14 protein-coding genes are annotated in these 13,499 nt (G+C 47.5%); 8 read left to right on the forward strand and 6 right to left on the reverse strand.

The window, feature by feature from the left end; genetic code table 11:
• Positions 1 to 110 precede the first annotated feature (110 nt).
• The 8 genes from C5O19_RS10760 (at position 111) to C5O19_RS10795 (ending at position 6,619) form a co-directional block, all read left to right on the forward strand.
• Positions 111 to 848: an electron transfer flavoprotein subunit beta/FixA family protein gene (locus C5O19_RS10760; RefSeq protein WP_102202402.1), complete on the forward strand. Its 738-nt coding sequence runs from the start codon at positions 111 to 113 to the stop codon at positions 846 to 848.
• A gap of 192 nt (positions 849 to 1,040) precedes the next feature.
• The gene (locus C5O19_RS10765; RefSeq protein ID WP_104712020.1) at positions 1,041 to 2,006 is read left to right on the forward strand and encodes an electron transfer flavoprotein subunit alpha/FixB family protein; all 966 of its coding nucleotides are present in this window, start codon (positions 1,041 to 1,043) and stop codon (positions 2,004 to 2,006) included.
• 123 nt (positions 2,007 to 2,129) lie between these two features.
• Complete coding sequence (locus tag C5O19_RS10770) at positions 2,130 to 2,732, forward strand: bifunctional nuclease family protein (protein WP_094816985.1); 603 nt, start codon at positions 2,130 to 2,132, stop codon at positions 2,730 to 2,732.
• A gap of 114 nt (positions 2,733 to 2,846) precedes the next feature.
• Positions 2,847 to 3,731: a cell division protein FtsX gene (locus C5O19_RS10775; RefSeq protein ID WP_094816984.1), complete on the forward strand. Its 885-nt coding sequence runs from the start codon at positions 2,847 to 2,849 to the stop codon at positions 3,729 to 3,731.
• Positions 3,732 to 3,780: 49 nt separating this feature from the next.
• Positions 3,781 to 4,056 carry a DUF3098 domain-containing protein gene (locus C5O19_RS10780; RefSeq protein WP_104712021.1) on the forward strand — a complete coding sequence of 92 codons (276 nt, stop codon included), beginning with the start codon at positions 3,781 to 3,783 and terminating at the stop codon, positions 4,054 to 4,056.
• A 96-nt stretch (positions 4,057 to 4,152) separates the two neighbouring features.
• Positions 4,153 to 4,947, forward strand: coding sequence for an undecaprenyl-diphosphate phosphatase (locus C5O19_RS10785; RefSeq protein WP_104712022.1), 795 nt, complete (start codon positions 4,153 to 4,155; stop codon positions 4,945 to 4,947).
• 2 nt (positions 4,948 to 4,949) lie between these two features.
• Positions 4,950 to 5,669, forward strand: coding sequence for a tRNA pseudouridine(55) synthase TruB (gene truB, locus C5O19_RS10790; protein ID WP_104712023.1), 720 nt, complete (start codon positions 4,950 to 4,952; stop codon positions 5,667 to 5,669).
• Positions 5,670 to 5,674: 5 nt separating this feature from the next.
• The gene (locus tag C5O19_RS10795; RefSeq protein WP_104712024.1) at positions 5,675 to 6,619 is read left to right on the forward strand and encodes a bifunctional riboflavin kinase/FAD synthetase; all 945 of its coding nucleotides are present in this window, start codon (positions 5,675 to 5,677) and stop codon (positions 6,617 to 6,619) included.
• Between the two features lie 108 nt (positions 6,620 to 6,727).
• Here C5O19_RS10795 and pheA read toward each other — a convergent pair whose 3' ends face one another.
• The 6 genes from pheA to C5O19_RS10825 all read right to left on the reverse strand — a co-directional run bounded on the left by pheA (position 6,728) and on the right by C5O19_RS10825 (position 13,188).
• A complete protein-coding gene (gene pheA / locus C5O19_RS10800; RefSeq protein ID WP_104712025.1) occupies positions 6,728 to 7,804 on the reverse strand; it encodes a chorismate mutase in 1,077 nt (358 codons plus the stop codon).
• Between the two features lie 23 nt (positions 7,805 to 7,827).
• Entirely contained in the window at positions 7,828 to 8,784 is a 957-nt protein-coding gene (locus C5O19_RS10805) for a glycosyltransferase (protein ID WP_104712026.1), read from the reverse strand.
• A 26-nt stretch (positions 8,785 to 8,810) separates the two neighbouring features.
• Positions 8,811 to 9,323, reverse strand: coding sequence for a GNAT family N-acetyltransferase (locus C5O19_RS10810; protein WP_104712027.1), 513 nt, complete (start codon positions 9,321 to 9,323; stop codon positions 8,811 to 8,813).
• Positions 9,323 to 10,060, reverse strand: a complete 738-nt coding sequence (locus C5O19_RS10815; protein ID WP_094816975.1) for a class I SAM-dependent methyltransferase — start codon at positions 10,058 to 10,060, stop codon at positions 9,323 to 9,325. The genes C5O19_RS10810 and C5O19_RS10815 overlap by 1 nt, the downstream gene beginning before the upstream one ends.
• Positions 10,061 to 10,214: 154 nt before the next feature.
• Positions 10,215 to 11,030, reverse strand: coding sequence for a phytanoyl-CoA dioxygenase family protein (locus C5O19_RS10820; protein WP_199182041.1), 816 nt, complete (start codon positions 11,028 to 11,030; stop codon positions 10,215 to 10,217).
• A gap of 259 nt (positions 11,031 to 11,289) precedes the next feature.
• Positions 11,290 to 13,188, reverse strand: coding sequence for a DNA topoisomerase IV subunit B (locus C5O19_RS10825; RefSeq protein WP_094816974.1), 1,899 nt, complete (start codon positions 13,186 to 13,188; stop codon positions 11,290 to 11,292).
• Between the last annotated feature and the right edge of the window lie 311 nt (positions 13,189 to 13,499).

The raw sequence follows: 13,499 nt of genomic DNA on the forward strand, positions 1-13,499 counted from the left end.
TTCTTATAAATTAGTATGCTTGCATACGTTTATTCAAAAACAATTTTAACTTCGCATTCGATAGAATCGTGTTTGTTTCCTATCAAAACCTCTTTTATTACAAATAAGCTATGAAAATTCTGGTTTGTCTCAGTATCGTTCCGGATACGACAGCGAAAATATCGTTCACCGACGGTGACACCAAGCTGAATAAAACCGGCGTTCAATTTATTGCCGGACCTTACGACGATTACGCCCTGAGCCGGGCCGTTGATTTAAAAGAACAACTAGGCGGTACGGTAACCGTACTTAACGTAGGCGATGCCGACGGCGAACCCATCATTCGGAAGGCTCTGGCGGTTGGAGCCGACGACGCCATCCGCGTGAATGCCGAACCCCGGGACGCGTATTTTGTGGCTGAACAAATTGCCGCCATCGCCCAGCGTGAATCCTATGACTTGATTCTCATGGGTCGTGAATCCATTGATTTCAACGGTGGTCAGGTGCACGGCATTGTCGGCGAAATGCTAGGCTTGCCCTCCTATTCGCCCGTTATGAAACTGGAGATCACGGGCCATACCGCCCAGCTTACCCGAGAGATTGAAGGCGGCAAGGAACTACTAGAAGCTCCCCTTCCGCTGGTACTCGGTTGTCAGGAACCCATTGCCGAGTGGAAAATCCCTAATATGCGGGGAATCATGACGGCCCGTACCAAACCCCTCAACGTAGTGGAGCCTACGGGTCAGGATTCCCTGACGCAGGCCACCCGTTTCGAACTACCCCCAGCCAAAGGAGCCGTAAAAATGATTCCGGCGGCAGAAGCCGAAACGCTCATTACCTTACTTCGTACGGAAGCGAAGGTGCTGTAATTGGTTTTTTGGTTGATTGTTATTGGTTGTTCGTTGGGGTATTCGGTTTAGACGATCTTAATTACTTACAGTGATGTCATATTCAATAGGCTGCAAGACCAGGAACTACTCTTCGCCACCAGTCAATACCCAAATGGTTATCCATCAACAACAATCAACTAAACCTATCCTAAACGCTAAACATTCCTCCCTATGTCCGTCCTCATTTTTGCTGAATTAGATCAGGGCGAGGTTAAAGTGGCCTCCCTGGAAGCGTTATACTACGGGGCTAACGTAGCTCAAGAACTCCAGACCTCAGCTACGGCTCTGGTCATTGGTACCACGTCAGCAGACTTAGCTTCGCTGGGTCAGTATGGCGTCACGAAAGTGCTGCACGTCAGCGATGAAAAGCTCAATGCAGCGAATGCCCTGGCGTATGCCAGTGTACTGGCCGCTGCCGTCGAGGTAGAACAGGCGTCCGTCATTGTCATTGCCAAATCGTCGTTAGGAGATACGCTGGCGGCCCGTTCAGCGGGTAAACTCAAAGCGGGATTGGTATCAAACGTTACCGAATTGCCCGATACGAGTAATGGATTCCGGGTAAAACATAGCATTTACACGGGGAAAGCCTTTGCCATTACCGAAATGCGGGAGGGCCGAAAAATTCTGACGCTTAAGAAAAACGTCGTTTCCCCCGAATTAAGTCAGGCTACGGCCAGTGTCGAAAGTTTTAGCCCTTCGATTCCGGAAACTGATTTTGTAGCTAAAGTCATTCAAACCGAAAAGGCAACCGGCGAGATTTCGCTTTCGGATGCGGACATTATTGTTTCCGGGGGTCGCGGGATGAAAGGGCCTGAGCATTGGAAACCCCTCGAAGAATTAGCCGAAGCTTTGCACGCGGCAACCGGCTGTTCCAAACCCGTATCTGACCTGGACTGGCGACCGCACCACGAGCATATTGGGCAAACGGGCCTGAAAGTCAGCCCGAACGTCTACATTGCCTGTGGTATTTCCGGAGCCATTCAGCACCTGGCCGGGGTCAATGGTTCGAAAGTAATTGTCGTAATTAATAAGGATCCGGAAGCCCCTTTCTTCAAAGCTGCCGATTATGGCATCGTGGGTGACGTTTTTGACATACTCCCCCGCCTGACAAAAGCGGCCCGAGAACAATTGGTATAGTCTTTTCGTTAGCATTCTGGTAGTCCTTTTAGGGCTTTGTCGGGTAATAAGGCTCGTCCGGTTTCCAAAACTCGGCGGGTCTTGTTACTTTTGCCTACCTTTCTAAATAGAGGTCGTATACCAGTGGAAAAAATCAAGTTAGAGATTTTAGGTCTTTCTCCGAGTCAGTCACAGACCGGATCATTTGCGTTGATATTGGGCGAAGAATTCGGAAACCGCCGATTACCCATCATCATCGGTATGTTTGAAGCTCAGGCGATCGCCATAGAAATTGAGAAAATTACACCTAACCGACCCATGACGCACGATTTGTTTAAGTCGTTTGCTCAGGGCTTTCACTATAAAGTCACGGAAATTGTCATTTCGGATTTGCGGGAAGGTATTTTCTTTGCTCAGATTGTTTGCACCGATGGCCTGAAAGAACGCGTAATTGACGCCCGCCCTTCGGATGCCATTGCCATTGGCCTGCGATTCAACGTTCCCATCTATACCTTCGAAAACTTACTGTCAGAAGCGGGCATCGTAGCCAACGAAGGCAGTAGTAGCGAACGTTCTTCTGAATCAGCGGCTCCTTCCAGTACCGGTAGCAGCAAATCCAAGCCCTTCCCCGATCAACTGAAGGATAACTCCATGGAAGATTTGCAGCGTATGCTTGATCAGGCCCTCAGTAACGAGGAGTACGAAAAAGCCGCTCAGATTCGGGATGAAATCAGTCGGCGTAACTAAGAGCAGTAAAGTATTCGTTCTTTACGCTTCGCGGGTTCCGTTAAAATCCCTTAAATTCTCTGTTTCGCTGCTCTTCGTATTCGGAAAGCTCTATTTTTGTACTGATTGTTTCGTATGGCCACTACTCAACGACGAAAGAAATACTTACCCAATCTGACCGTTACTGTCAGTCTCACGATTGCCCTATTTCTAATGGGTTTATGTGGTTTATTGACGGTGATGGGACGAAAGTTGTCAGAGGTAGTCAAACAGAATATCGAAGTTCAGGTATACCTGAACAAGGATCTGACCAATGATCAGGCGGAACAAATTCGGCGAACCATTGTGGCAAAGCCTTACGTAGCTACCCGCGAGGGAAAACCTCAGGTAACGTACGTATCCAAGGAGGAAGCCGCCGAAAAGTTTATTAAAGATACGGGTGAAAACTTCAAGGATTTCCTCGGTGAAAACCCATTACGGGACGGCGTTTTTATCAAAATCCAGGAAGATTACTTTTCTGAAGCTGGACTGAAACAAATCAAGCAGGACCTTCAAAAAATTCCGGGCGTATTTGAAGCGACGTACGTGGAAAATTTTGTGGAGGATGTCAATAAAAACATCACCAAAATCTACCTCGTACTCTCCGTCTTTGTGGTTTTATTGCTGATTATCATTGTAGTACTTGTGAATAATACCATTAAATTAGCCCTCTATTCCCAGCGATTTACCATTCGCAGTATGCAGTTGGTTGGGGCGACAAACGGATTTATTCGGAAACCCTTTTTGTACCGGGGTATTGTTCAGGGGCTATTAAGTGCCCTTTTTGCCTGCGGCTTACTGGCGGTTATCGTCAATCTGGGTTTCAAATACATTGATGGCATTTACCTACTTCTGGGTGACTGGAAAAAGCTAGCTACCTTAGCCGTATCACTAGCCTTCATAGGAATGCTCATTGGATTTATTAGTACCTTTCAATCGGTGGAACGGTATTTACGTTCTTCCATAGATCGGTTGTATTGAGTGATTTTTCATACGTCTGGCCCGTGTGGCTCATAACTAATTTTAACTTATGGCAACAGAAACGAAAGTAGCTCCCAGCGTGAATCCTTACACGACTCCCGCTACGCCCGTAAGCCCCGCTCCTGCTCAGGCCATGCCTTTTCAACGGAGCAATTACCTGTGGATGATCATTGGCGTAGTGACCATTCTGGTCGGCTTTTTGGTTATGAATATGGATAAAGAGCCTTTTGGTTTTGGTTTTATGGGCCTGACGCTCGGACCGCTAGTTGTAGTGGTGGGTTATATCATTGAGTTTTACGCTATTCTGCAGAAACCTAAAGCTTAAGTTTTTCTTAGAATTAACTTTTCGGTACTAGGAGCCCAGTGTTCCTAGTACTTTTCTTTAGTATCTTTCCGCCCTTTCCCATCAATCAACCTGTTCATGTCCATTCTTCACGCCATTATTCTGGCCATTATTGAAGGTCTTACTGAATTTCTTCCCATTTCTTCAACCGGACACATGATTCTGTACTCTTCCTTCGCCGGAATTGCTTCAGAACCGTTCGTGAAACTCTTTACCGTTGCGATTCAGTTTGGGGCCATTTTATCGGTACTGGTGTTGTATATCAAGCGTTTTTTCCGGAGTATTCAGTTTTATATCAAGCTTTTCGTCGCCTTTATTCCGGCAGCCGTATTTGGGCTTTTACTTAGTGATGTCATTGACAGTCTGCTGGAAAGTGCCATGGGGGTAGCCGTTTCCTTACTCATTGGTGGGATCATTCTGCTGTTCGTGGACAAATGGTTTGATCGGCCCCGCATCGATGATTCAGAAGATATTGACCTTTGGAATGCCTTTAAAATTGGTCTTTTCCAGTGTATCGCCATGATTCCCGGCGTATCCCGTTCAGGAGCTTCCATCGTGGGCGGTATGAGTCAGGGCATTAGCCGGAAAGCCGCCGCTGAATTTTCGTTCTTTTTGGCGGTACCTACCATGTTTGCCGCCACCGGTAAGAAAATGCTGGATTACTTTATGGATGGCAATACGCTGACCACCGACCAGTGGCAACTATTTGCCATCGGAAACGTGGTTGCGTTTATCGTCGCCATGCTGGCCATTCGCTTTTTCATTAGCTTTTTAACGAAGTACGGCTTTAAAGTTTTCGGCTGGTACCGAATCATCATGGGATTAATCATCATTGGCTTACTGCTAAGCGGTATGCAAATGGAAGTAGTGTAGCAATGACGAATGAAACAACAGAACCGGTTGCTGACCCCGGCGAAGTCCTATTGATTGATAAGCCCCTGGGCTGGACTTCCTTTGCGGTGGTAAAGAAGCTGAAGTGGGCAGCTCAATACAAGAAAATTGGTCACGCCGGTACACTCGATCCCCTGGCTACGGGCCTGCTGATCTGCTGTACTGGAAAAATGACCAAGCAGATTGAAAGCTATCAGGCGGCCGAAAAAGAATATACGGGTACGTTTGTACTGGGCAAAACGACACCTTCGGTGGATTTAGAAACGCCATTCGACGCGGAATATCCTATCGAACACATTACAGCCCAGATCCTGGAATCGGCTCGGCAGGCATTGACCGGAGCCATTTCCCAAACCCCTCCGATCTTTTCTGCGGTTAAAGTGGACGGGAAACGAGCTTATGAGCTGGCTCGTAGCGGACAGGAAGCAGAAATTAAATCCAAAATTATTACTGTATCGACCTTTGAAATTGATCAGAGCCGATTTCCTGAACTGGATTTTCGGATTGTCTGTTCCAAAGGCACGTATATCCGTAGTCTGGTCCGGGATTTCGGCGTACTCTGTCAGTCTGGAGCGTATTTAAAAAGTCTGCGTCGTACCCGCATCGGGGATTTCAACGTCGCGGACGCGGTCTCACTCGAACAGTTCGTGGAGACGCACCGCCCCGGTAGCACGCTGTACGAACCCCGCATCAGACCCCTTTAAAATCTATGCAAGTACATCATGGCATTGAGCACTTTCGGAGACTTTCGAACGCCGTAGTGACAAGTGGGACATTCGATGGCGTGCATCTAGGCCATCAGAAAATATTACAGCGGTTGATTGAATCAGCCCGACAGTCGCAGGGTGAATCGGTGGTCCTTACGTTTTGGCCCCATCCCCGTACGGTCGTTGCGGCAGACAGTGCCGATCTGAAATTGCTGAATACGCTCGAAGAGAAGATTGAATCGCTGGCGGCGTCGGGTATCGATCACTTAGTCGTGATTCCCTTTAATCGGGATTTTTCGCTACTAACCTCGGACCAATTCATTCGTAACATCCTCATTGATACCATCGGTACCAAACGTCTTGTCATTGGGTACGACCACCGCTTTGGGCGGAATCGCGAAGGGGGTTTCGACTATTTACAGGCTCACGCTCACGAATACGGATTTACGGTCGAGGAAATTCCAAGCCAGGATGTGGAGCACCTGGCCGTTAGTTCAACTCGCATTCGACAGGCCTTACTTTCGGGCGACGTAAGTACGGCAGCCAACTTCCTGGGTCGTCCCTATACGCTGAGTGGTACGGTTGTCAAAGGGCGACAGCTGGGTCGGCAACTGGGTTATCCCACGGCTAACCTGGAATTACCCGAGTCCTATAAGCTAGTACCCGCGGATGGTGTATACGCCGTTCGCGTACGCTGGCGAAACGACTGGTACGGCGGCATGCTCAGCATCGGTACGAACCCAACCGTAGAAGGAACGATTCGAACCATTGAGGTGAATATCTTCGATTTTGATCAGGAGATTTACGGGGAAAAGCTCACGCTTGAATTCGTATCTTGGTTACGGGGGCAGGTAAAGTACGAAGGTCTGGAACCTCTTATCACCCAAATCGGACAAGATAAGGTTGATTCGCTAGCGATTTTGCACAGCCATTCCTATACCAAGTAAAGTTTAAAAGACGACGCCTTACCGCTGTCTTTACACTCAGATTTCAAAGCAAATCGCCCGAACGTTAGGAACGTTCAGGCGATTTGCTTTTTTGTTAGCTTGGGTCTGCTAATCTACCAGCTTTACGTAGCTACCCAGCCACTTGATTTCGGATTGGATCTGCCGAAAAATCTTTTGAACCTTGTCGTCTTTCGCGTGTCCTTCAAATTCCATCAGGAACCAGAAACCAAACCGGTCCCCCTGCCGACTGGGATGACTCGCCAGTTTCGTTAGGTTGATGTCGTACACCTCAAACTCCCGCAGGAATCGGGAAAGCGTACCCGATTTATCTGAATTCGGAAACTGTACAATTACCGTCGTTTTATCATTTCCCGAAGGCATGGTATCGAATTCTTTGGCCAGAATCAAAAAACGGGTACGGTTAACGATAGAATCCTGGATGTTATTAAACAAAACGGGTACGCCATAAATCTTTCCGGCAATATCCGAGCAGATCGCAGCGGCGTAAGGATCTTCCGATGCCATTTTGGCAGCTTTGGATGTTGATTCCACCGGGATAATCTCTACTGAATACCCGCTGAAATAGTCATCCAGGAATCGCTTACACTGCCGGAACCCGATATCCTTGGAATAGATCCGCTGAATTTCACTCAGCTTTTCGGCCTTCGTAGCGAATGCAAAGTGAATCGGCTTAACGATTTCGGCCGCAATCCGGATGTCTTTTTCGTTGAGGTTATCAACGGTTTCAAAGACTAAGCCTTCCTGATTGTTTTCAATGGGAACAATGCCAAATTTCGCCCGCCCTGTCTCTACTGATTCGAATACGGATCGAATTGTGGGTAGAGCGTCATACTCACTCATGGCACCGAACCGGGATTCGGCGGCCTGGTGGGTAAAACTTCCTTCGGGACCCAGATACGCAATTCGCTCGGGTAATTCAATATTACGAGCAACGGCAAAAATTTCCTGGAAAATGGCTTCGATGGCGTCCGAACGCAGCAAGCCATCGGATTGATGGGCCAGTCGGTCTACAATAGCCTTTTCCCGCTCGGGGCGATAAATCAGGGCTTGCGATGATCGTTTGAGTTCACCAACCTGCTGCACAACGTTCATCCGGGCATTCATCAGAACCAACAACTGATTGTCGATGGCATCAATCTGATTCCGTAATTCTTCTAAAGTCACAGTACATGAGGGTTTATTCGGTATTACTTCAAGCCACGTAGCTTCCGGGAGATTTCAAGCTGCCGTTTCGTTAGGATTTTTTCCTTGAACAAATTCGTCCAGGGTTTCCGATACGTTGCCGGGTCGTATTTAACCGCTCGCATTGTATAGCGTAGCCGCGGCCAGAACTTTGTCTCGAAATCTACGGTATCGGGCAATAACCAGTAAAATTCGGCCATCGTTTTCTTGAACCGTTCCGAAAACTGGTAACCGGTTTCGCGGTCCAGATGTTCGTACATATTGATTCGGTTCAATAAAAAGTGAGCTTCCCAGCGATGGTCAGTATTACTTTGTCCACCGCTATGCTTGCGGTACACAGACATCACTTCATCCACGTAACCAGCCGGGCCGCGTTGCGTCATCAAAATATTCAAGGGAATATCTCCGCTCTTCGATTCCACCATCCAGGCGGGCAGCTTAGGTAGAAACGTTTTCCGCAATACGATACTGGCCGTAGCCATAAACCAGGTCTCCTTGTTTCCGATGAGATCATCGACCGTTACCACTTTCTTTTGCGTATGGTCGTTGAGCAGGTACGCCGGGGCACTCCCATCCTGGTAACGAACTTCTGCGTTGTGGAAACTCATCGAAAACTCCGGGTGCTGATCCAGAAAATCTACCTGTTTCTGTAGCTTCAGCGGGTTAATCCAGAAATCGTCTCCTTCGCACAGAGCCAGGTATTCGCCCTGACAGGCATCGTACGTATCAATAAAATTGTAGATCGCTCCGCGATTGGTCTGATTCAGTAACAACCGGATTTTATCCGGATAGCGTTGCTGATATTCCTTTAATACCTCCTGTGTATTGTCTTTGGAGGCGTCATCGCCCACCACGATTTCAAACTCAAAGTTGGTTTTCTGAGCTAAAAAACTATCCAGGGCCTCCGCAATAAAAGGGCCGTGGTTGTAGGTAATGCAATAAACACTAAGCTTGGGCTTCATAGAAAAAAAGTCATGAGTGAACAGAATCAGCGACTCTGAAACTCATTGCGAAGAAGGCTCATACCCATCACATCCGTAAACTGACCATTCTTGAACAGGGCCTTGCGGTACAGACCTTCCTGCTGAAAACCGAAGGATTCGTACAAGCGAATGGCCCGATCATTCTCGGGAAGTACGGTCAGATAGATCCGATGCAAATTCAAATCATTGAATCCATGACGAAGGATCTCCTCCGTAGCTAAGCGTCCGATGCCTTTCGACTGATGATTTTTTTCACCAATCATAATGCTATACTCCGCCTGCTGGTTAACTCGGTCTATTTGGGTTAACTGAACGGTACCTATCAGCATGGCGTCGTCCACAATGGCCAATCGCACGGCCTGATCACGGTGCTGCTGATAATAAGCAAACCAGTTCCGGTCAGCCTCCAGGCCAATGTACCGAAACTGGTTTGTTAGATACTGCATTACCTCCGGATCATTTCGCCAGCGATTGATGGACGGAACGTCTTCGATGATGATTTCTCTGAACTGAATCATTATTTATTTTCAGCCACTACGTACACACTGCTGCACAGATCCGGATATACCATACCCAGTTGGAAACAGCCCTCCATATATTTATCGTCGATGATACCTGCTTCGAGGGCTTTATCCAATTGGAAGTTTGCCAGACCTTTGAAGAAAATACCACCCCGGTGCACGACGCTTAAGCCCGCTTCCAGTACATCTTTTTCAAGGGTATCGAGGGAATACGTAATGCGGTGACCGTGCTTTACGTCAGCGGGCGTCAGAGCGGCATTGTGCGTCAGAAAGCCCATTTTCACGGCAATCTGACGAGAGCCTGCGTTGGCGTTAGGTACAATCAGGTACAGACGCCCCGTTGGGGTCAGGAACTGACGTACGCGAGCCATAATTTCAACCGGATTAATCAGGTGTTCCAGTACGTGCATGATGAAAATGGCATCGTACTTTTCGTCCGATTCAAACGTTTCAAAAAGTCCGTTGATGAACTTTACTTTATCGCCTACCCGACCTTTGGTAATTGCCAGAAACTCCTCAGCGGCATCTACTACCGTCAGATCATCGAAACGCTTGGCAAGAATGCTGGTAAACTCGCCGTACATGCAACCCAATTCCAAGGCCTTTCCTTCCCGCATGAATGGTTCCAGGGTACGCATCATATAATGACGCATCCGGCGGTCAAATTCATAATCGTCGTAATCGGCAGTGATTTTATTCAGGTTTTCGTACTCAGCCTGCAGCGTCTGATCCATAATCGTTGGTTGAATTGTTTAAATGAGAAACCCTTTCCAGCAGTTGCTGGAAAGGGATTGGGTTTATTTTACTTCCGTATGTTGATCCGTCGGTCCTTTCAAAAAAGGTGCTTACGGATAATTCACTTCTGAATTGGCCTGCAATTTAATGCAATTAACCTTGTCCCGGAATATATAAGCGTTTTTCTGGTACTTGATACCACTCATCTAGGTCGGCAGGTACGCGGGAGTTATAGCCCAGCAACTGTTTCACCAGCGGTGAGAAAGTAGCCGTACGCTCGTAACCGAAGTAGCGTGAGTAGTCAAACTGAGGTTTGAAGAAAGGCTTGGTAAACATCGGCGTCAAACCACGACGAATCTGATCGGTCTGGTTGGTACCAGCGGCGTGCCATACGTTCGAGTTGAACAAAACGATACTACCCTTTTTCGCTACCGCCTGTTCAGCTACGGCGAAAAATTGTTCGTCCGAAGGCTTTTCGGCGTATTTGTGGGAACCACTCATGAACCAGGTCGCTCCGTTTTCGGGCGTAAAGTCGTCGAGCATCACCAGCATATTCAGCATCAGATGCAAATCACCGCTCCAGGTACGAATGTCGCGGTGTACATTTCCTACGTAGGAAGAGGTTTCGGCCTTGAAGTTCATAACGCCCCCGAACGAGTTGAGGATGTATGGACCGTTATCGAAATAGGCCGTCATGTACTCGTGCAGAGGCATCTGCTCGAGGAACTTCATGAACGCACCTTCAAAAACTACCAAGTGGTGCGAGGTTCCGGCCGTGCGGTTTACAACGCCATTTTTAATCTGAATCTGACGGCACTCTTCCGTCGCTATATCCTGAGCCTTGATGAGTTCTTCACGGAAGTCATCTTCCAGTACTTCATTAAAAATCACCCAGCCCTTGGTGTCCATTTCTGACCGAAAGGTGTCCAGGTCCATAAGCTTGGGTTCTGTAGCTAATGCATTGTCCATGACAGATTGGATTTGGTTTTCGCAAAGATAAACGGGATCAATTGTTGGAGGGGTGCCACAAAGTCATCCCATTAAAAAATAATTATCAGTTTTTTAATGACCTGCTGAGTATAAAGACTCTGCTTCGGCCAGTTCCTGGTACCAATCTCCGCGAATTTTAGCTCGTTCATGCTGGCTACTAAACTGGAATCGAATGCGGTTTGTTTTGGAAAAACAAAAACGCCTGATGAGGAGGTTCTCATCAGGCGTTGAACGTCGGTTAGGCTACTTCCAATATTTCCTCAACATCATCTTTTTCGATAATGAGGTTGTCAATGATAAACCGCTGACGGTCGGGCGTGTTTTTGCCCATGTAATAGCTTAACAACTTCGGAATCGTCGATTCTTTTTCCAGGATCACCGGTTCCAAACGCATGTCTTCACCAATGAACTTTCCAAATTCATCGGGAGAAATTTCACCCAGGCCTTTAAATCGGGTGATCTCCACTTTACGTCCATTCGTAGAAAGCCGGGCTATCGCTTTCTGCTTCTCCTCTTCCGAGTAACAGTAAATGGTATCCTCGTGCTTTTTCGGATTTCGTACCCGGAACAGGGGCGTTTCCAAAATGTACAGGTGACCATTCCGTACAATGTCAGGGAAGAATTGCAGGAAGAACGTCAGTAGCAACAAACGGATGTGCATTCCATCCACGTCGGCATCGGTAGCAATGACGATTCGGTTGAATCGAAGCGTATCCAGACCGGCTTCAATGTCCAACGCGTGTTGCAGCAGGTTAAACTCTTCGTTTTCGTACACAATCTTCTTGGTCAGTCCGAAGCAGTTCAGCGGCTTTCCGCGAAGACTGAATACGGCCTGCGTCTGTACATTTCGGGACTTCGTAATGGAACCCGATGCTGAATCTCCCTCCGTAATGAACAGGGTCGTTTCCAGACGATCTTCGGCTTTGGCATCCGGCAGGTGAATGCGGCAGTCGCGTAGTTTCTTGTTATGAACGCTGGCTTTTTTAGCCCGGTCATTTGCCAGCTTTTTGATTCCGGCAATTTCCTTCCGTTCCCGTTCCGACTGCTCGATGCGTTTTTTCATCGCCTCAGCAACCGCCGGATTTTTATGGAGGAAGTTGTCTAATTCCGTTTTCAAAAAGTCAACGATATGTCCGCGTACGGTTGGCGAGCTAGTATCTGGCGACATATTCGTCGAACCTAGTTTCGTCTTCGTCTGCGATTCGAATACGGGTTCCTGTACCCGCAGGGAGACGGCCGCAGAGATACTGGCCCGGATATCTTCGGGTGCGTAATCTTTCTTGAAAAATTCGCGGGCTGTCTTGACTACGGCCTCTTTGAAAGCCGCCAGGTGCGTACCCCCCATAGTCGTATTCTGACCGTTCACGAACGAGTAGTATTCCTCGCCATACTGATTGCCGTGCGTCATGGCAATCTCAATATCATTTCCTTTCAGGTGGATGATGGGATAACGGATACTATCGGGATCCGTCTTACGTTCGAGCAAATCCAGCAGACCCCGCTGGGCTATGTACTTTTGGCCGTTAAACTGAATCGTAAGCCCAGCATTTAGGTACGCATAGTTCCATATCTGGTTTTCCAGATACTGCGGAATGAAGTGGTAATTTTTAAATACCGTATTATCCGGTTCAAACACCACGTGTGTTCCGTTCCGTTCCTTGGTTTCAATGGTACCTTTGGACTGACGCACAAGTTCGCCCTTCGAAAATTCAGCCCACTTAGCCTGACCATCCCGTACTGACTGAACCCGGAAAAAGGCCGAAAGGGCGTTGACTGCTTTTGTACCAACCCCGTTCAATCCTACTGATTTCTGGAAAGCTCCGGAGTCGTATTTTCCACCCGTATTAATTTTGGAAACTACGTCGATGACTTTCCCCAACGGAATGCCCCGACCGTAGTCACGTACTTCCACACGGTGTTCGGCAATTTTCACTTCAATGGTTTTGCCGAATCCCATGACGTGTTCGTCAATACAGTTGTCAATGACTTCTTTTACAAGTACGTAAATCCCGTCATCCGCCGAAGAGCCGTCTCCCAGTTTCCCAATATACATCCCCGGCCGCAGACGAATATGCTCTTTCCAGTCCAGCGAACGAATGCTATCTTCGGTGTAATCTGTTAATTTTTGTTCTGCCATGAGTCAATTTTTCAAGCATTCAATCGTTCATCAAAAATAAGATTTGTTCAATTTCCATCATAGGAAAAATCGTATTTTAGGCAAATGTTAATTCTATGAATGGTAGCTGAATTTAGGAATTTAGTGCTTTACTTTGTGGGCTTGAAGTGATTTTCGATCATCGCTTCAGTGGAAACTAGTTAGCTATCAGGTGTATTTCCGAGTCCAACCCTTCCGGGAAAAAATCAATTTTAACCAAAAGAGAATCGAAATGTTGCCCTTTGTTCGGCCTAGCGTCTTTAGAACTTTTCTTTTTGTCCCACTCCTTCAAT

The sequence above is a fragment of the Siphonobacter curvatus genome (assembly GCF_002943425.1).
Taxonomy (GTDB): domain Bacteria; phylum Bacteroidota; class Bacteroidia; order Cytophagales; family Spirosomataceae; genus Siphonobacter; species Siphonobacter curvatus.

What these genes read in the sequence shown, in the direction of transcription:
- C5O19_RS10815 (WP_094816975.1), bottom strand. Translation starts at nt 10,060, where the DNA reads ATGGATCAGACGCTGCAGGCTGAGTACGAAAACCTGAATAAAATCACT.
- C5O19_RS10785 (WP_104712022.1), top strand. Translation starts at nt 4,153, where the DNA reads ATGTCCATTCTTCACGCCATTATTCTGGCCATTATTGAAGGTCTTACT.
- C5O19_RS10765 (WP_104712020.1), top strand. Translation starts at nt 1,041, where the DNA reads ATGTCCGTCCTCATTTTTGCTGAATTAGATCAGGGCGAGGTTAAAGTG.
- C5O19_RS10805 (WP_104712026.1), bottom strand. Translation starts at nt 8,784, where the DNA reads ATGAAGCCCAAGCTTAGTGTTTATTGCATTACCTACAACCACGGCCCT.
- C5O19_RS10760 (WP_102202402.1), top strand. Translation starts at nt 111, where the DNA reads ATGAAAATTCTGGTTTGTCTCAGTATCGTTCCGGATACGACAGCGAAA.
- C5O19_RS10825 (WP_094816974.1), bottom strand. Translation starts at nt 13,188, where the DNA reads ATGGCAGAACAAAAATTAACAGATTACACCGAAGATAGCATTCGTTCG.
- C5O19_RS10775 (WP_094816984.1), top strand. Translation starts at nt 2,847, where the DNA reads ATGGCCACTACTCAACGACGAAAGAAATACTTACCCAATCTGACCGTT.
- C5O19_RS10780 (WP_104712021.1), top strand. Translation starts at nt 3,781, where the DNA reads ATGGCAACAGAAACGAAAGTAGCTCCCAGCGTGAATCCTTACACGACT.
- truB (WP_104712023.1), top strand. Translation starts at nt 4,950, where the DNA reads ATGACGAATGAAACAACAGAACCGGTTGCTGACCCCGGCGAAGTCCTA.
- C5O19_RS10820 (WP_199182041.1), bottom strand. Translation starts at nt 11,030, where the DNA reads ATGGACAATGCATTAGCTACAGAACCCAAGCTTATGGACCTGGACACC.
- C5O19_RS10795 (WP_104712024.1), top strand. Translation starts at nt 5,675, where the DNA reads ATGCAAGTACATCATGGCATTGAGCACTTTCGGAGACTTTCGAACGCC.
- C5O19_RS10810 (WP_104712027.1), bottom strand. Translation starts at nt 9,323, where the DNA reads ATGATTCAGTTCAGAGAAATCATCATCGAAGACGTTCCGTCCATCAAT.